This is a genomic window from Pseudomonas flexibilis (assembly GCF_000806415.1).
GTDB classification, from domain to species: Bacteria; Pseudomonadota; Gammaproteobacteria; order Pseudomonadales; family Pseudomonadaceae; genus Serpens; species Serpens flexibilis.
On record NZ_JTAK01000006.1, the window covers coordinates 102,804 to 118,896 of the forward strand.

Below are 16,093 nucleotides of genomic sequence, written 5' to 3' on the forward strand. Positions count from 1 at the left end.
GGATCAAGGCGGGGCCGGCAACGCCGGCCCGGAATACGGGGTAGACCGTCAGTTGGCCAGCGAGGCGCTGCTGACAGCACGAGGGGGATCGATCTCGGCCATGCGCTCACCGATCCAGCGTTCGGCACGCTGATTCAGCTCGCTGATCGCGCGCGGGCCTTCGCCTTCGGCGTACATGGGCGGGCCGATGAACACCTGGATGGTACCGGGGTGTTTGGCCCAGCCCTGCTTGGGCCAGCAGTGGCCGGCATTGTGGGCGATGGGCAGCACCGGCAGACCGGCGTTGACGGCCAGCGCCGAACCGCCGCGGGAGAACTTGCCGGTTTCCCCTACCGGCACGCGGGTGCCTTCCGGGAATACCAACACCCAGTTGCCGCGCATCAGGTGCTCATGTCCCTGCTTGGCCAGCTGCTTGAGGGCCAGCTTGGGATTGTCGCGGTCGATGGCGATGGGGCGCATCAGCGCCAGGGCCCAGCCGAAGAACGGCACCAGCAACAGTTCGCGCTTGAGCACCTGGCTCAGCGGACTGAACAGCCCGGACAGGAAGAAGGTTTCCCAGGTGCTCTGGTGTTTGGCAAGGATCACGCAGGGGCGCTCGGGAATGTTCTCCAGCCCATGCACCTCATAGCGGATACCCACCAGGGAGCGGGCCAGCCAGATCGCCAGCCGGCACCAGCTCTGCACGATGATCCGGTAGCGCTGGCGAAACGGCAGCAGCGGCGCGATGACCAGGCTGGCGGTGCCCCACACAAAGGCGCTGGCCGACAGCAGCAGATAGAACACCACGGTTCTCAGGCGTTGCGTTGCGCTCATGGACGGGTTTCCAGCAAATGGTCGGCCACGGCGGCCAGGTCATCAAAGACTTGTGTGCCGGATGGAAGCGGCTTCTCCAGCGTGCGCTGGCCTTTGCCGGTGCGCACCAGGAACGGATCGGCACCGAGGGCCAGGCCGGCTTCCAGATCGCGGCGGCTGTCGCCCACCGCGGGGACGCCGCGCAGGTCGCTCAGGCGGAAATGCGTGGCGATGCGCCGGAACAGGCCGGGCAGCGGCTTGCGGCAATCGCAGGCGTCGTCCGGACCGTGAGGACAGTGTTCGATCAGGGCGATCGCGCCGCCCTGCTCTTCCACCAGCCGCCGCAGGCGCTGGTGCATCGCGTCCAGGGTCTGCGCGCTGAAATAGCCGCGGGACAGCCCGGATTGGTTGGTGGCTACCGCCACCGTCCAGCCGGCTCGGCTGAGTCGGGCGATGGCCTCGATCGAGCCGGGAATCGGAACCCACTCTTCCAGACTCTTCACGTAGTCGTCGGAGTCCTGGTTGATGACGCCGTCGCGGTCAAGAATGATCAGCTTCATACAGCAGCCTCGAAGAGGGGCTTCAGGGGGTGCCTGAAGCCCGATCGTCACCTAGCCGAGCAGCGAGATGTCCGCCACGCCCAGGAACAGGCCGCGCAGCTGCGCCAGCAGGGCATAGCGGTTGGCGCGCACGCTGGCGTCCTCGGCATTGACCAGCACCTGATCGAAGAACGCGTCCACCGGCTCGCGCAGCTTGGCCAGACGCTCCAGCGCCTCGCGGTAGCAGCGCGCGGCCGCCAGCGGCTGTACGTCCTGCAGGGCATGCTGGATGGCAGCATTCAGCGAGAACTCGCTGGAGTGGTCGAAATAGCGGGCCTCGACAGCGGCTGGAAGCTGGCCTTCCTGCTTGCTCAGCAGGTTGGACACGCGCTTGTTGGCCGCGGCCAGCGAGCCGGCTTCCGGCAGCGCACGGAACGCCTGCACGGCCTGCACGCGCTGGTCGAAGTCCAGCGCGGAACGCGGCTGCACGGCGCGCACCGACAGGTAGGTGGAGACGTCGATGCCTTCGTCCTCGTAGCGAGCGCGCAGACGGTCGAAGACGAACTCCAGTACCTGTTCGGCCAGGCCGGCGGCCTTGACCTTGTCGGCGTACTGGGCGACGGCAAACTCGACGGCTTCGACCAGGTCCAGGTCCAGTTGCTTCTCGATGAGAATACGCAGCACGCCGAGGGCGGCGCGGCGCAGGGCGTAGGGGTCCTTGGAGCCGGTGGGCAGCATGCCGATACCGAAGATGCCGACCAGGGTATCCAGCTTGTCGGCCACCGCCACGGCAGCGCCGGTCAGGGTCTGCGGCAGCTCGGCGCCGGCGCCGCGCGGCATGTACTGCTCGTTGAGCGCCAGGGCGACGTCGTCGGCTTCGCCGTCATGCTTGGCGTAGTAGTAGCCGGCGATGCCCTGCATTTCCGGAAACTCGCCGACCATCTCGGTGGCCAGGTCGCACTTGGAGAGGATGCCGGCGCGGCGGGCGTTGTCCGCATTGCCACCGATGCGTTCGGCGACGAAACCGGCCAGCGCCGAGACGCGTTCGGCCTTGTCCAGCACGGTGCCCAGCTGCGCCTGGAACACCACGTTGGCCAGGCGCTGGTTGAAGCTTTCCAGCTTCTGCTTCTTGTCCTGCTTGAAGAAGAACTCGGCGTCGGTGAGGCGCGGACGCACCACCTTCTCGTTGCCGGAAACGATCTGCGCCGGGTCCTTCGATTCGATGTTGGCCACGGTGATGAAGCGCGGCAGCAGCTTGCCGTGGGTATCCAGCAGGCAGAAGTACTTCTGGTTGTCCTGCATGGTGGAGATCAGCGCTTCCTGCGGCACGGCCAGGAAACGTTCTTCGAAGGAACAGACCAGCGGCACCGGCCACTCGACCAGCGCGGTCACCTCATCCAGCAGTGCCGGCGGCACGATGGCGGTGCCGTTCTCGGCCTTGGCCAGTTCGGCGACGCGGGATTCGATCTGCGCGCGGCGCTCGGCGAAATCAGCCAGCACGTAGGCGCTGCGCAGATCTTCCACGTAGCTGTCCGGACGGCTGATGCGCACGTCGTGGTTGGCATGGAAGCGATGCCCGCGCGAGGTGCGGCCGGCCTTCTGGGCAAGGATCTCGCACTCGACCACGCTGTCGCCGAGCAGCATCACCAGCCAGCGGGTCGGACGCACGAATTCTTCCTTGCGATCGGCCCAGCGCATGCGCTTGGGGATCGGCAGGGCATTGAGCGACGCTTCGACGATGTCCGGCAGCAGGGCCACGGCGGGCTGGCCGGCGATGCGCTGGGAGAAGCGCAGCTTGGCGCCGCTGCGGTCGATCTCCGCGAGGTCCACGCCACATTTGCGGGCAAAGCCCAGGGCGGCCTGGGTCGGGTTGCCGTCCTTGTCGAAGGCGGCCTGCACCGGCGGGCCATCGAGGTTCACTTCACGGTCGGGTTGCTGCACGGCCAGTTGGCTGACCTGCACGGCCAGCCGGCGCGGCGCGGCGTAGTAGCAGGCAGTGGCATAGGCCAGGCCGGCGTCCTTCAGGCCCTTCTCGATGCCGGCCAGGAAGGCTTCGGCCAGGCTCTTGAGCGCCTTGGGTGGCAGCTCTTCGGTGCCCAGTTCGACCAGAAAATCTTGTGCGCTCATTATTCGGCCTCCTTCAGCTTGGCCAGGACTTCGTCACGCAGTGCGGGGGTGGCCATCGGGAAGCCGAGGCGGGCGCGGGCCAGCAGGTAGCTCTGGGCGATGTTCCGCGCCAGGGTGCGCACACGCAGGATGTACTGCTGGCGGGCAGTCACCGAGATGGCGCGGCGCGCGTCCAGCAGGTTGAAGCTGTGCGAGGCCTTGATGACCATTTCGTAGGCGGGCAGCGGCAGCTGCTGCTCCATCAGCCGGTTGGCCTCGGACTCGTAGTGGTCGAACAGCTCGAACAGCTTGTCGACGTTGGCGTGTTCGAAGTTGTAGGTGGACTGTTCCACCTCGTTCTGGTGGAACACGTCGCCATAGGTGACCTTGCCGAACGGGCCGTCGGAGTAGACCAGGTCGTACACCGAATCCACGCCTTGCAGGTACATGGCCAGGCGTTCCAGGCCGTAGGTGATCTCGCCGGTCACCGGGTAGCACTCCACCCCACCCACCTGCTGGAAGTAGGTGAACTGGGTCACCTCCATGCCGTTGAGCCAGACTTCCCAGCCCAGGCCCCAGGCGCCCAGGGTCGGCGATTCCCAGTTGTCCTCGACGAAGCGGATGTCATGCACCGAGGTGTCCACGCCGATGCGGCGCAGCGATTCCAGGTACAGCTCCTGGATGTTGGCCGGGTTGGGCTTGAGCACCACCTGGAACTGGTAGTAGTGCTGCAGGCGGTTGGGGTTCTCGCCGTAGCGACCGTCGGTCGGCCGGCGGGACGGCTGCACGTAGGCGGCGTTCCAGGTTTCCGGACCGATGGCGCGCAGGAAGGTGGCGGTGTGGAAGGTGCCGGCGCCCATTTCCATGTCGTAGGGCTGCAGGATCACGCAGCCCTGTTCGGCCCAGAATTGCTGCAGGGCCAGGATCAGGTCTTGGAAGGTGCGCACGGCGGGCGTAGTCTGGCTCACGGAATTTCACCTGTGCTGATGCGGGGAGAAGCGTCCCGGCCGGATGAAGCCTGGTGGATCCGACAGGCGCTTTGACGACGTTCAAAGCCGCAAAGTATATCCGAATGACCGGCCCTCGATGCTAGGAAACACCGATGCCACGCTGCGCCTGGTGCACTGACGATCCGATCTACATCGCCTACCACGACCGCGAATGGGGCGTCCCCCAGCGCGATCCGGCGGTGCTGTTCGAATTGCTGATCCTGGAAGGTTTCCAGGCGGGACTGTCGTGGCTGACCGTGCTGCGCCGGCGTGACTATTTTCGTCAGGTACTGCACGGTTTTGACCCGCAGCGTCTGGCCAATTTCAGTGACGAGGACATCCTGCGTCTGCTGCAGGATCCTGGCCTGATCCGCAATCGCCGCAAGCTGGAGGCGGTGCGTGGCAACGCCCGCGCCTGGCTGCGCATCGACGCACCCGCCGACTGGCTGTGGTCGTTCGTCGGCGGCACGCCGATAATCAACCGCCCTGCGCATATCGGCGAGGTGCCGGTACACACCCCCGAGGCCGAGGCGATGAGCAAGGCCTTGAAGAAGGCCGGCTTCAGCTTCGTCGGGCCGACCATCTGCTATGCGCTGATGCAGTCGGCCGGCATGGTGATGGACCATGTCGTGGATTGCCCGCGTCACGCCGAGCTCAGCCAGCCGCCGCGCTAGTCGGCGAGCCTTCCCGACCCGGATTGCGCTTGCGCGGGATGCCCCTGTGAATGATCCTTGCCGCCCCGGCCTGATAGCGGCTGGCCATTTTTTTGCAATGAACGTTTCGTGATGACGAAATGCCATTCCTGTAGAGAGGAAACGCGTGTGGAAAGAATCAAGGGAGCCCTGGCAGTCGGTTTCCTGAAGCTGCTGGCCCTGTTGCCCTGGCGCGCCGTGCAGGCGCTGGGCTCCGCCGTGGGCGTACTCATGTATCGCCTGCCGAACCGCTCCCGCGAGGTGGCGCGCATCAACCTTGAACGCTGTTTCCCGGAGCTTGACCCGGCCGCCCGGGAAGCCCTGCTGCGCGACACGCTGAAAGCCATTGGCAAGACCTTCACCGAAAGCGCCTGCGCCTGGATCTGGCATCCGCAGCGCACGCTGCAGAAGGTGCGTGAAGTGGAGGGTCTCGACGTCCTCGAGCGGGCCCTGGCCTCGGGCAAGGGCGTGGTCGGCATCACCAGCCACCTGGGCAACTGGGAAGTGCTCAACCACTTCTACTGCTCGCACTGCAAGCCGATCATTTTCTACCGTCCGCCGAAGATCCAGGCGCTCGATGACCTGCTGGCCGCGCAGCGCACCCAGATGGGCAACCGCGTGGCACCTTCCACCAAGGAAGGCATCCTCAGCGTGATCAAGGAAGTGCGCAGTGGCGGGCAGGCCGGCATTCCGGCCGATCCGGAGCCGAGCCGCAGCAGCGGTCTGTTCGTGCCCTTCCTGGGCACCCAGGCGCTGACCAGCAAGTTCGTGCACGGCATGATCAGCGGCCACAAGGCGGAGGCGCTGTTCCTGCATGCGGTGCGTATGCCCGACGGCTCCGGTTTCAAGGTGATCATGGAAGCCGCTCCGGAGGCCATGTACAGCGAAGATGCACAAACCGCCGTGGCGGCGCAGAGCGAGGTCATCGCACGTTATGTGCGCGCCTACCCGGACCAGTACATGTGGACCATGAAGCGCTTCAAGCAACGCCCCGAGGGTGAGGCGAAGTGGTATTGACTGCTGTCAGCGGCGACCGCCGTCGCCATTCGCGTACGCCGCTCTACTGGCATATCCGCGTCTGGCACGAGAGCTTCGGTGAAAAGGACGCCCATACCCGTGACGTGTCCGCCGTGGGTGTCTATGTGGAGCTGCACGAGCTGGTCAGGCTGCCGGTGGGTACGCGCCTGAAGGCGCAGATCCAGGGACTGCCATCCCCCGCTCCGGTGCTGGAGATGGAGATTCAGCGTACCGACGAGCGCGGCGCCGGTCTGCTGTTCATCCTCGATGACGCGCGCGGCTGAAAGCCGCTAGAATGCCGCCCGCCCCAAGCGGGCTTCATGGGTTCCCTCACCCCAGGTCAAAAAAAGGATCATCCGATGCCGTTGCCTACCCTGGCGGTCCAGCGTGCGCTGGCCGTGCTTATCGCGTTTCACATCCTCATCATCATCGCCAGCAACTACCTGGTGCAGATCCCGGTCAGCCTGTTCGGCTGGCACACCACCTGGGGCGCCTTCAGTTTCCCGTTCATCTTCCTGGCCACCGACCTCACCGTGCGTCTGCTCGGCAAGCAGGTTGCGCGGCGGGTGATTGCCCGGGTCATGCTGCCGGCGCTGCTGGTCTCCTATGGGGTCTCGGTGCTGTTCCAGGAAGGCACCTACCGCGGCGTCGCGGCCTTGCTGGAGTTCAACGACTTCGTGCTGCGCATCTCGTTGGCCAGCTTCGCCGCCTATGTGGTCGGCCAGTGGCTGGACATCCAGGTGTTCGACCGCCTGCGTCGTCTGCGCCAGTGGTGGGTGGCGCCCGCCGCCTCGACCACGCTGGGCACGCTGGTGGACACCTTCGTGTTCTTTTCGGTGGCCTTCTGGAACAGCAGCAATGCATTCATGGCGGCCAACTGGGTGGAGATCGCCGCAGTGGACTATGTGATCAAGCTGGCCATCAGCCTGGCGCTGTTCGTGCCGCTCTACGGCATGCTGCTCAACGCGCTGATGCGACTGCTGCCGGGGCGCCCGGCCACGGTGTAATCGCTGGTGGTGGCCAACGCTGTGCGTTGCCCACCCTACGGTGCGTCTCCGTGTAGGGCGGTCGGCGCTGTTTACGAGCGCGCCGGCTTGTCCAGCTTCTTCAGGAACACCGTCATCTCCTTCTCGGCCTGCTTGTCGCCGTGACCCTGCGCCGCCTGCAGGCCCTGTTGCCAGGCCTGGCGCGCGCCGTCGAGGTCGCCGCTGGCCTGCAGCGCCTTGCCCAGCAGCTTCCAGGCGGCGGAATACTTGGGGTCCTGCGCCACGCAGCGGCGCAGATGCTCGGCGGCCCTGGCCGGATCGCCGGCATCCAGATAGCCCTTGCCGAGCCCGAAGCGCAGCAGCGGGTTGTCGATTCCCTTGGCGAGCATGTTTTCCAGCGATGCGAGCATGACGGCGGTCTCCGTGCGGACCCGCTCACCTTAAAAGAATGCCAACCCCACTTGGAAGAGCCGTTCCACATCGCGGATATGGCGTTTGTCCATCAGGAACAGGATCACGTGGTCGCCGGACTCGATCAGGGTGTCGTCGTGGGCGATCAGTACTTCCTCGTCGCGGATCACCGCGCCGATGGTGGTGTCCGGCGGCAGGGCGATATCGCGGATGCGCCGCCCCACTACCTTGCTGGACTTGGCGTCGCCATGGGCGATGGCCTCGATGGCCTCGGCGGCGCCCCGGCGCAGCGAGTGCACGCTGACCACATCGCCACGGCGCACGTGGGTCAACAGCGTGCCGATGGTGGCCAGCTGCGGGCTGATGGCGATGTCGATCTCGCCGCCCTGCACCAGGTCCACGTAGGCGGTGTTGTTGATCAGGGTGATCACCTTGCGCGCGCCCAGGCGCTTGGCCAGCAGCGAGGACATGATGTTGGCCTCGTCGTCGTTGGTCAGCGCCAGGAACATGTCCGCGTCGTTGATGTTCTCTTCCAGCAGCAGGTCGCGGTCCGAGGCGCTGCCCTGCAGCACGATGGTGCTGTCCAGCACTTCCGAGAGATGCCGGCAGCGCGCCGGGCTCTTCTCGATGATCTTCACCTGGTAGCGGCTTTCGATGGCCTCGGCCAGGCGCTCGCCGATGTTGCCGCCGCCGGCGATCACCACGCGCCGGTAGCTGTCTTCCAGGCGGCGAAGCTCGCTCATCACCGCGCGGATGTTGCCGCGCGCGGCGATGAAGAACACCTCGTCGTCGGCCTCGATCACCGTGTCGCCGCGCGGCACGATGGCCCGGTTGCGCCGGTAGATGGCCGCCACCCGAGTGTCCACGCCGGGCATGTGGGCGCGCAGTTCCTTGAGCTGCTGGCCGACCAGCGGCCCGCCGTAGTAGGCCTTGCTGGCCACCAGCTGGGCCTTGCCATCGGCAAAGTCGATCACCTGCAGGGCGCCGGGGTATTCGATCAGGCGCTTGATGTAGTTGGTCACTACCTGCTCGGGACTGATCAGCACGTCGACCGGGATGGCCTCGTTGTCGAACAGCCCGGCGCGGGTCAGGTAGGCGGGTTCGCGCACGCGGGCAATCTTGGTCGGCGTGTGGAACAGGGTGTAGGCCACCTGGCAGGCGACCATGTTGGTTTCGTCGCTGTTGGTCACCGCCACCAGCATGTCGGCATCGTCGGCGCCGGCTTGGCGCAGCACGGTGGGAAACGAGCCGCGGCCCTGGATGGTGCGGATGTCCAGGCGATCACCCAGCTCGCGCAGGCGGTCGCCGTCGGTGTCGACCACGGTGATGTCGTTGGCCTCGCTGGCCAGGTGCTCGGCCAGGGTGCCACCCACCTGGCCGGCGCCGAGAATGATGATCTTCACCTGTTAGCTCCGTTAGCAGGCCACTGAGAGCTCAGCCACTAGCCGCGCGGGCCGGCGGCAATCTTCATCAGCTTGGCGTAGTAGAAACCATCGTGGCCGTCCGGCTGCGGCAGCAGCTGGCGTCCGTGGGCCGGTTTGATGCCGAAGTTGCCCGGAATATCCAGTTCGCGCGCGCCCGGCGTGCGCGCCAGGAAGGCGTCGATGTTAGCGCTGTTTTCCTCGGGCAGCACCGAGCAGGTGGCGTAGAGCAGAATGCCGCCGACCTCGAGGGTCGGCCACAGGGCATCCAGCAGTTCGCTCTGCAAAGTGGCCAGGGCACTGATGTCCTCGGGCTGGCGGGTGAGCTTGATGTCCGGATGGCGGCGGATCACCCCGGTGGCCGAACAGGGGGCATCCAGCAGGATGCGCTGGAACGGCGTGCCGTCCCACCAGGCGGCGGTGTCGCGGCCATCGGCGGCGACCAGCGTGGCCTGCAGGCGCAGGCGATCCAGGTTTTCACGCACTCGGGTCAGGCGCAGCGGCTCGGCATCCAGCGCGATCACCTCGCCCAGGCCCGGCTCGCGCTCCAGCAGGTGGCAGGTCTTGCCGCCCGGTGCGGCGCAGGCGTCCAGCACGCGCTGGCCGAGCGCCAGTTCCAGCAGGCCGGCGGCCAGCTGCGCGGCCTCGTCCTGCACGCTGACCCGCCCCTCGGCGAAGCCCGGCAGGCCGGTGACGTCGCAGGGCTGCAGCAGGCGGATGCCGTCGGCGCTGAACGCGCAGGGTTCGGCTGAAAGGCCGGCGGCGCGCAATTCGTCCAGATAGGCGTCGCGGCTGCCGTGGCGCCGATTGACGCGCAGGATCAGCGGCGGGTGCAGGTTGTTGGCCGCGCAGATGGCTTCCCAGTGCTCAGGCCAGTCGGCCTTCAGGCGCTTCTGCAACCAGCGCGGATGAGCGGTGCGGCTGACCGGATCGCGCTCCAGTTCGGTGAACAGCACCTCGCCTTCGCGCTGCGCGCGGCGCAGCACGGCATTCAGCAGGCCCTTGGCCCAGGGCTTCTTCAGCTTGTCCGTGCAGCCAACCGTTTCGCCGATGGCGGCATGCGCCGGGACGCGGGTGTGGAAGAGTTGGTAGAGGCCGACCAGCAGCAGGGCCTCGACATCGCGATCGGCGGCCTTGAACGGCTTCTGCAGCAGCTTCTCGGCCAACAGCGCCAGGCGCGGTTGCCAGCGGGCGGTGCCGAAGGCCAGTTCCTGCACCAGTCCGCGGTCGCGGGCTTCGACGCGCTCGAGCAGCGGCGGCAGGCTGCTGCCCAGCGAGGCGCGGCCCTGCAGGACGGCCGCCAGGGCCTGGGCGGCCGCCAGGCGCGGGTTCATGCGCCGAACACCAGGCCGGCGGCGAACTGCTCGCGGCGGCTGTTGTACAGGTCGCTGAAAGCCAGCGGCTTGCCGCCCGGCAACTGCAGGCGGGTGAGCAGCAGCGCACCCTGGCCGCAGGCCACGCGCAGGCCGTCCTTGCCGGCGTCGAGAATCGTGCCCGGCGCGCCGCTGCCGTCAGCGAGCTGTGCCGCATGCACCTTCACCGCTTCGCCGGACAGGCCGCTGTGGCAGATCGGCCACGGATGCAGCGCGCGGATCTGCCGCTCCAGGTCGACGGCCGGACGGCTCCAGTCCAGACGCGCCTCGTCCTTGCTGAGCTTGTGGGCATAGCAGGCCAGCGCATCGTCCTGTGCTTGTCCCTTGAGCGTACCGGCCTCCAGGCCGTCGACGGCCTCGACGATGGCGCGCGCGCCCAGTTCGGCCAGGCGGTCATGCAGCGTGCCGCCGGTATCCTCTGCGCTGATCGGCGTGGTCACCTTGAGCAGCATCGGCCCGGTATCCAGGCCGGCTTCCATCTGCATCACCGTCACGCCCGATTCGGCATCACCGGCTTCCACCGCGCGCTGGATCGGCGCCGCACCACGCCAGCGCGGCAGCAGCGAAGCGTGGCTGTTGATGCAGCCCAGGCGCGGAGTATCCAGCACGGCCTGCGGCAGGATCAGCCCATAGGCGACCACCACCATCAGGTCGGGTTGCAGGGCGGCCAGTTCCGCCTGGGCGGCCGGATCACGCAGCGTCTGCGGCTGATAAACCTGGATGTTGTGGGTCATCGCCAGTTGCTTGACCGGGCTGGGCATCAGCTTCTGGCCGCGGCCGGCCGGGCGATCGGGCTGGGTGTAGACGGCCACCACCTGGCGGCCTGCCTCAAGCAGGGCCCGCAGGTGCTGGGCGGCGAATTCGGGGGTGCCGGCGAAGACGATACGCATGGGAGCTCACTGACGAAAAAGGCTTGCCGAAGCAAGCCTTTGGGTTCGGATCACGCCTGCTGGCGGTGTTGTTTTTCCAGCTTCTTCTTGATGCGGTCGCGCTTGAGCTGCGACAGGTAATCGACGAAGAGCTTGCCGTTGAGGTGGTCGCACTCGTGCTGGATGCACACCGCCAGGAGGCCTTCGGCGATCAGCTCGTAGGGCTGGCCGTCGCGGTCCAGCGCCTTGATCTTCACCTTCTGCGGGCGATCGACGTTCTCATAGAAGCCGGGCACCGACAGACAGCCTTCCTGGTACTGGTCCATCTCGTCAGTCAGCGGCTCGAACTCCGGGTTGATGAAGACCCGGGGCTCGGACTTGTCCTCGGACAAATCCATGACCACCACGCGCTTGTGTACGTTCACCTGGGTTGCCGCCAGGCCGATGCCGGGAGCGGCATACATGGTCTCGAACATGTCGTCGACCAGCTGACGAATGCTGTCATCGACCACCTCCACCGGCTTGGCGAGGGTGCGCAGCCGCGGATCGGGGAATTCGAGGATGTTGAGAATGGCCATAAGCGTTTGTGAAACAGGTATGCAATTGGAAAAAGGCCCACTGCTAAGATCCGGCAGCGGTGCAAAAGTGCCTGCAAACCAAGGTTTTCAAGGGTTTGAAGCGAGGTCGGGCAGTTTTGCGCGGAGCCACATCATAAAGGGATTCAGCCCATGAGGAAAACACTACTCGCCCTGCTGCTGCTGGCCGGTGGCGGCCTGGCCCAGGCCCAGGTTGAGCTGCGCGACGGACATCCGGAGCGCTACACGGTCGTCAAGGGCGATACCCTGTGGGATATCTCCGCGCGGTTTCTCGACCGACCCTGGAAATGGCCGCAGATCTGGCACGTGAATCCGCAGGTGGAGAACCCCCACCTCATCTATCCGGGCGATGTGCTCAGCCTGGTGTATGTGGATGGTCAGCCGCGCCTGACCCTGGAGCGCGGCACCTCGCGCGGTACGGTCAAGCTGTCCCCGCAGGTGCGCAGTACCCCGTTGATCGAGGCGATCGCGCCGATTCCGCTGGAAGCGATCAACAGCTTCCTGCTGGCCAACCGCATCGTCGACAGCGCGGAGGATTTCGAGCGCGCACCCTACATCGTCGCCGGCAACGCCGAACGCGTGATCAGTGGCAAGGACGATCGCGTCTACGCCCGCGGACGCTTCCCCAATGGCGAGCCGGTGTACGGCATCTATCGCCAGGGCCGCACCTACGTCGATCCGGTCACCCGGGAAGTGCTGGGCATCAATGCCGACGACATCGGCACCGGCCAGCGCATCGGCGAGGAAGGCGACATCACCACCCTGCGTCTGACCCGCTCCACCCAGGAAATCCGCATCGCCGACCGGCTGTTTTCCACCGAGGAACGCACCCTCACCTCCTCCTTCGTGCCCAGCGAGCCATTGCAGACCATCGACGGGCTGATCCTCGACGTGCCGCGCGGCGTGACGCAGATCGGCCAATACGACGTGGTCACCCTCAACAAGGGCCGTCGCGACGGCCTGAGCGAGGGCAACGTGCTGGCCGTCTACAAGACCGGCGAAACGGTGCGCGACCGCCTCACCGGCGAGCAGGTCAAGATTCCCGATGAGCGCGCCGGCCTGCTGATGGTGTTCCGCGCCTACGACAAGCTCAGCTACGGTCTGATCCTGCAGGCCACCCGGCAGATGGCGGTGCTCGACAAAATTCGCAATCCCTGACCCGGCTCCAGGGATCACCCAGCCGCTCTCGCCCCCTGGCAGAGCGGCTTTTTTGTGCCCTTTCGTGGCCGCCGTGGGGGCCAACGCGGAGCGTTGACCACCTTACGATCACCGGTGCCCCGCCGTGTAGGACGGATAACGCAGTGCTTGGCCGCCGAAACGGTGTGCACAGGGCGTCGGCCGTTACCCGCGGCTATCCTTGCAGCCTTTCCGAGCCGATCAGGGACGATCGCATGAACCACCTGACTTCGCCTGCCGAACTGGAAGCGCGTCTGCGTCTGCACGCCTTGCCGGAACTGGGCCCGCGTCGTTTCCGGCGCCTGTTGCAGGCCTTCGAAACCGCCAGTGCCGCCCTTAGCGCGCCGGCCTCCGCCTGGCGCGCACTGGGGCTGCCGGCGGTGTGCGCGGAAGCGCGTCGCAGCGCGCTGGTGCGCCAGTCTGCGCAGGACGCTCTGACCTGGCTGCAGCAGCCCGACCAGCACCTGCTGTGCTGGGACCACCCCGGCTATCCGGCGCTGCTCGCCGAGCTGGATGACGCCCCGCCGCTGCTGTTCCTCGCCGGTGATCCGGGGCTGCTGGAGCGTCCGCAGCTGGCCATCGTCGGTAGCCGGAACGCCTCGCGGCCGGGGCTGGAATGTGCCGGCCGTTTCGCCCGGGAACTGGCCGGTGGCGGTTTCGTGGTCACCAGCGGGCTGGCGCTGGGCATCGACGGTGCCGCCCACGAGGGCGCGCTGCAGGCGGGCGGCGGAACCATCGGCGTGCTCGGCTCCGGGCTGCTGCGCCTCTACCCCGCCCGACATCGGCGTCTCGCCGAACGCATGCGCGCCGAGGGCGGCGCGCTGGTTTCCGAACAGCCGCTGGATGCGCCACCGCTGCCGGCCAATTTTCCCCGCCGCAATCGCATCATCAGTGGGCTGTCGCTGGGTGTGCTGGTGATCGAGGCGAGTCCTTCCAGTGGTTCGCTGATCACTGCGCGACTGGCTGCGGATCAGGGGCGTGAGGTGTTCGCCGTGCCGGGTTCGATTCACCATCCGGGCGCGCGCGGCTGCCATCAGTTGATCCGCGACGGCGCCAGCCTGGTGGAAAGCGTCGATGACATCCTCCAGCAACTGCGCGGCTGGCAGCGACTTGCGCCGGTCGCTCCGTCTGGCGCGCAGTCGGCCGAACAGAAGCAGCATCCGCTGCTCGCCCTGCTGTGGGCCGCCCCGCACAGCAGCGAAGCGCTGGCGGTGGCCAGTGGCTGGCCGATGGCGCGGGTGCTGGCCGAGCTGACCGAGCTGGAGATCGAAGGCCGGGTGGCCTGTCAGGCGGGCATCTGGAGCGGGCTGGCCAAATAGCGGCGCAGCGCAACGCGGACGGGCGCTTGCGGTACACTGCGCGCCCGTTTTTTTCGGTAGAGCGAGTGGCATGAACAGCAGTTGGCGCATCCGCCAGGTGGCGGGCGTGGTGAAGGGTGGCGGGGTGATCGCGTATCCGACCGAAGCGGTCTGGGGCTTGGGGTGCGATCCCTGGAACGAGGCGGCGGTGCGTCGTCTGCTGGCCCTCAAGTCTCGACCCATGCACAAGGGGCTGATCCTGGTGGCCGCCCGCGCCATCCAGTTCGATTTCCTGCTCAACGACCTGCCCGGCGAATGGCTGCTGCGCCTGGCCGATTCCTGGCCGGGTCCGAACACTTGGCTGGTGCCCCATCAGAACCGCCTGCCCGCCTGGATCACCGGGCGGCATGCCACCGTGGCGCTGCGGGTCAGCGACCATCCGCTGGTGCGGGCCCTGTGCGCCCACACCGGCCCGCTGGTCTCCACTTCCGCCAATCCGGCCGGGCGTCCTTCGGCGCGCAGCCGCCTGCGCGTCGAACAGTACTTCCACAACCAGCTGGATGGCCTGCTGGGTGGCGAGCTGGGCGGTCGGCGCAATCCAAGCCTGATCCGCGATCTGGCCACCGGCAAGGTGATCCGCCCGTCCTGAGCGGTACGCCTCCCGCCGCGCACGTTCCGTAGCGGTCAGCGCTGTTCTGGTCGCCGAGGCGCGCCGGTCCGGCGCGTTGGTGGACAAGGAAAACGTTGTCCACCCTACGGTTGCACGGAACCTCTGGGAGCAGCTTCAGCCGCGATGGATGCCAACGGCTTCCCCCCCTTCGCCAACGACTACGGCAGCAGGATGGTCGACCCCACCGTCTCCCCCGCCGCCAGCGCCCGCTGCGCCTCGGCGGCATCAGCCAGCGCATAGCGCTGGCTGATTTCCACCTGGATCTGGCCGCGGGTGATCATGCCGAACAGCTCGTCGGCCATCGCCTGCAAGCGGTCCGGAGTGTTGGCGTAGCCGGCCAGGGTCGGACGGGTGACGTACAGCGATCCCTTCTGCGCCAGCACGCCCAGGTTGACGCCGCTCACCGCACCGGAGGCATTGCCGAAGCTGACCAGCAGGCCGCGCGGCGCCACACAGTCCAGGGAGATTTCCCAGGTGGACTTGCCCACCGAGTCGTAGACCACCGGGCACTTGGCGCCGCCGGTCAGCTCCAGCACGCGCTGACGGATGTCCTCGCGGCTGCGGTCGATGGTCGCCCAGGCGCCTAGTGCCTTGGCGCGCTCGGCCTTTTCCGCCGAACCGACCACACCGATCAGCTTGGCGCCGATGGCCCTGGCCCACTGGCAGGCCAGCGAACCCACGCCACCGGCGGCGGCGTGGAACAGGCAGAACTCGCCCGGCTGCAGTTCGTGGGTCTGGCGCAGCAGGTATTGCACGGTCAGCCCCTTGAGCATCACCGCGGCGGCTTGCTCGAAGGAGATGGCCTCCGGCAGTTTGACCAGCTTGTCGGCCGGCAGCACATGCAGCTCGCTGTAGGCGCCCAGCGGGCCGGTGGCGTAGGCGACCCGGTCGCCGACCTTGAAGCCGGTCACCGCGCTGCCCAGCGCCTCCACCTCGCCGGCACCCTCGGTGCCCAGGCTGGACGGCAGCGCCGGCGGCGCGTACAGCCCGCTGCGGAAATAGGTGTCGATAAAGTTCAGACCGATGGCGCGGTTGCGCACCCGCACTTCATGGGGGCCGGGCGCGGCGGGCGTGTAGTCGCGGTATTCGAGCACCTCGGGGCCGCCGTGGGCGCTGAACTGGATACGCTTGGCCATTCTGGATCTCCACAGGAAAAGC

17 protein-coding genes are annotated in these 16,093 nt (G+C 67.0%); 7 read left to right on the plus strand and 10 right to left on the minus strand.

All coding sequences use genetic code 11. From position 1 onward, the window contains the following. Positions 1-48: 48 nt before the first annotated feature. Genes PT85_RS14675 through glyQ form a run of 4 tightly spaced genes read right to left on the minus strand, consistent with a single transcriptional unit; the run spans position 49 to position 4,405 of the window. Positions 49-813, minus strand: a complete 765-nt coding sequence (locus PT85_RS14675) for a lysophospholipid acyltransferase family protein (RefSeq protein ID WP_039607097.1) — start codon at positions 811-813, stop codon at positions 49-51. Further along, positions 810-1,352 (minus strand): D-glycero-beta-D-manno-heptose 1,7-bisphosphate 7-phosphatase, encoded by a 543-nt coding sequence (gene gmhB, locus PT85_RS14680; RefSeq protein ID WP_039562287.1) that lies wholly within the window; start codon positions 1,350-1,352, stop codon positions 810-812. Before gmhB ends, PT85_RS14675 begins: the two co-directional genes overlap by 4 nt. A 51-nt stretch (positions 1,353-1,403) precedes the next feature. Then, positions 1,404-3,458, minus strand: a complete 2,055-nt coding sequence (glyS, locus tag PT85_RS14685; RefSeq protein ID WP_039607098.1) for a glycine--tRNA ligase subunit beta — start codon at positions 3,456-3,458, stop codon at positions 1,404-1,406. Further along, positions 3,458-4,405: a glycine--tRNA ligase subunit alpha gene (gene glyQ, locus PT85_RS14690; protein ID WP_027588939.1), complete on the minus strand. Its 948-nt coding sequence runs from the start codon at positions 4,403-4,405 to the stop codon at positions 3,458-3,460. The genes glyS and glyQ overlap by 1 nt, the downstream gene beginning before the upstream one ends. Positions 4,406-4,539: 134 nt before the next feature. Between glyQ and PT85_RS14695 the strand changes: the two genes are divergently transcribed. The 4 genes from PT85_RS14695 (at position 4,540) to PT85_RS14710 (ending at position 7,142) form a co-directional block, all read left to right on the plus strand. Continuing rightward, positions 4,540-5,100: a DNA-3-methyladenine glycosylase I gene (locus PT85_RS14695; protein WP_039562293.1), complete on the plus strand. Its 561-nt coding sequence runs from the start codon at positions 4,540-4,542 to the stop codon at positions 5,098-5,100. Between the two features lie 147 nt (positions 5,101-5,247). Further along, positions 5,248-6,135, plus strand: a complete 888-nt coding sequence (locus tag PT85_RS14700; protein ID WP_039607099.1) for a lysophospholipid acyltransferase — start codon at positions 5,248-5,250, stop codon at positions 6,133-6,135. After that, the gene (locus tag PT85_RS14705; protein ID WP_039607100.1) at positions 6,132-6,419 is read left to right on the plus strand and encodes a hypothetical protein; all 288 of its coding nucleotides are present in this window, start codon (positions 6,132-6,134) and stop codon (positions 6,417-6,419) included. The genes PT85_RS14700 and PT85_RS14705 overlap by 4 nt, the downstream gene beginning before the upstream one ends. Before the next feature lie 75 nt (positions 6,420-6,494). After that, complete coding sequence (locus PT85_RS14710) at positions 6,495-7,142, plus strand: 7-cyano-7-deazaguanine/7-aminomethyl-7-deazaguanine transporter (protein WP_039562297.1); 648 nt, start codon at positions 6,495-6,497, stop codon at positions 7,140-7,142. Positions 7,143-7,213: 71 nt separating this feature from the next. Here PT85_RS14710 and PT85_RS14715 read toward each other — a convergent pair whose 3' ends face one another. The 5 genes from PT85_RS14715 to def are packed head-to-tail and all read right to left on the minus strand — an operon-like array spanning position 7,214 to position 11,773. Beyond that, positions 7,214-7,531, minus strand: a complete 318-nt coding sequence (locus tag PT85_RS14715) for a tetratricopeptide repeat protein (protein ID WP_039607101.1) — start codon at positions 7,529-7,531, stop codon at positions 7,214-7,216. Positions 7,532-7,561: 30 nt separating this feature from the next. After that, positions 7,562-8,935 carry a Trk system potassium transporter TrkA gene (trkA, locus tag PT85_RS14720; protein WP_027588945.1) on the minus strand — a complete coding sequence of 458 codons (1,374 nt, stop codon included), beginning with the start codon at positions 8,933-8,935 and terminating at the stop codon, positions 7,562-7,564. Positions 8,936-8,973: 38 nt separating this feature from the next. Continuing rightward, on the minus strand, positions 8,974-10,287 hold the full coding sequence (gene rsmB / locus PT85_RS14725; RefSeq protein WP_039607102.1) for a 16S rRNA (cytosine(967)-C(5))-methyltransferase RsmB: 1,314 nt from the start codon (positions 10,285-10,287) through the stop codon (positions 8,974-8,976). Next, positions 10,284-11,216, minus strand: coding sequence for a methionyl-tRNA formyltransferase (gene fmt / locus PT85_RS14730; protein ID WP_039607103.1), 933 nt, complete (start codon positions 11,214-11,216; stop codon positions 10,284-10,286). The genes rsmB and fmt overlap by 4 nt, the downstream gene beginning before the upstream one ends. A 50-nt stretch (positions 11,217-11,266) precedes the next feature. Next, positions 11,267-11,773 (minus strand): peptide deformylase, encoded by a 507-nt coding sequence (gene def, locus PT85_RS14735; RefSeq protein WP_027588660.1) that lies wholly within the window; start codon positions 11,771-11,773, stop codon positions 11,267-11,269. A gap of 150 nt (positions 11,774-11,923) precedes the next feature. On the opposite strand from def, the gene PT85_RS14740 reads away from it, so the two are divergent. The 3 genes from PT85_RS14740 (at position 11,924) to PT85_RS14750 (ending at position 14,914) form a co-directional block, all read left to right on the plus strand. Next, positions 11,924-12,949 carry a LysM peptidoglycan-binding domain-containing protein gene (locus tag PT85_RS14740; protein WP_039607104.1) on the plus strand — a complete coding sequence of 342 codons (1,026 nt, stop codon included), beginning with the start codon at positions 11,924-11,926 and terminating at the stop codon, positions 12,947-12,949. A 233-nt stretch (positions 12,950-13,182) separates the two neighbouring features. Next, a complete protein-coding gene (gene dprA, locus PT85_RS14745) occupies positions 13,183-14,286 on the plus strand; it encodes a DNA-processing protein DprA (RefSeq protein ID WP_039607105.1) in 1,104 nt (367 codons plus the stop codon). Between the two features lie 70 nt (positions 14,287-14,356). After that, the gene (locus PT85_RS14750) at positions 14,357-14,914 is read left to right on the plus strand and encodes an L-threonylcarbamoyladenylate synthase (RefSeq protein ID WP_039607106.1); all 558 of its coding nucleotides are present in this window, start codon (positions 14,357-14,359) and stop codon (positions 14,912-14,914) included. 179 nt (positions 14,915-15,093) lie between these two features. Here PT85_RS14750 and PT85_RS14755 read toward each other — a convergent pair whose 3' ends face one another. Next, positions 15,094-16,071, minus strand: coding sequence for an NADPH:quinone reductase (locus tag PT85_RS14755; RefSeq protein ID WP_027588664.1), 978 nt, complete (start codon positions 16,069-16,071; stop codon positions 15,094-15,096). Positions 16,072-16,093: the final 22 nt, after the last annotated feature.

Coding starts and splice junctions, on each gene's coding strand:
- PT85_RS14675 (WP_039607097.1), bottom strand. CDS start 813: ATGAGCGCAACGCAACGCCTGAGAACCGTGGTGTTCTATCTGCTGCTG.
- gmhB (WP_039562287.1), bottom strand. CDS start 1,352: ATGAAGCTGATCATTCTTGACCGCGACGGCGTCATCAACCAGGACTCC.
- glyS (WP_039607098.1), bottom strand. CDS start 3,458: ATGAGCGCACAAGATTTTCTGGTCGAACTGGGCACCGAAGAGCTGCCA.
- PT85_RS14695 (WP_039562293.1), top strand. CDS start 4,540: ATGCCACGCTGCGCCTGGTGCACTGACGATCCGATCTACATCGCCTAC.
- PT85_RS14710 (WP_039562297.1), top strand. CDS start 6,495: ATGCCGTTGCCTACCCTGGCGGTCCAGCGTGCGCTGGCCGTGCTTATC.
- PT85_RS14715 (WP_039607101.1), bottom strand. CDS start 7,531: ATGCTCGCATCGCTGGAAAACATGCTCGCCAAGGGAATCGACAACCCG.
- rsmB (WP_039607102.1), bottom strand. CDS start 10,287: ATGAACCCGCGCCTGGCGGCCGCCCAGGCCCTGGCGGCCGTCCTGCAG.
- fmt (WP_039607103.1), bottom strand. CDS start 11,216: ATGCGTATCGTCTTCGCCGGCACCCCCGAATTCGCCGCCCAGCACCTG.
- def (WP_027588660.1), bottom strand. CDS start 11,773: ATGGCCATTCTCAACATCCTCGAATTCCCCGATCCGCGGCTGCGCACC.
- PT85_RS14740 (WP_039607104.1), top strand. CDS start 11,924: ATGAGGAAAACACTACTCGCCCTGCTGCTGCTGGCCGGTGGCGGCCTG.
- dprA (WP_039607105.1), top strand. CDS start 13,183: ATGAACCACCTGACTTCGCCTGCCGAACTGGAAGCGCGTCTGCGTCTG.
- PT85_RS14750 (WP_039607106.1), top strand. CDS start 14,357: ATGAACAGCAGTTGGCGCATCCGCCAGGTGGCGGGCGTGGTGAAGGGT.
- PT85_RS14755 (WP_027588664.1), bottom strand. CDS start 16,071: ATGGCCAAGCGTATCCAGTTCAGCGCCCACGGCGGCCCCGAGGTGCTC.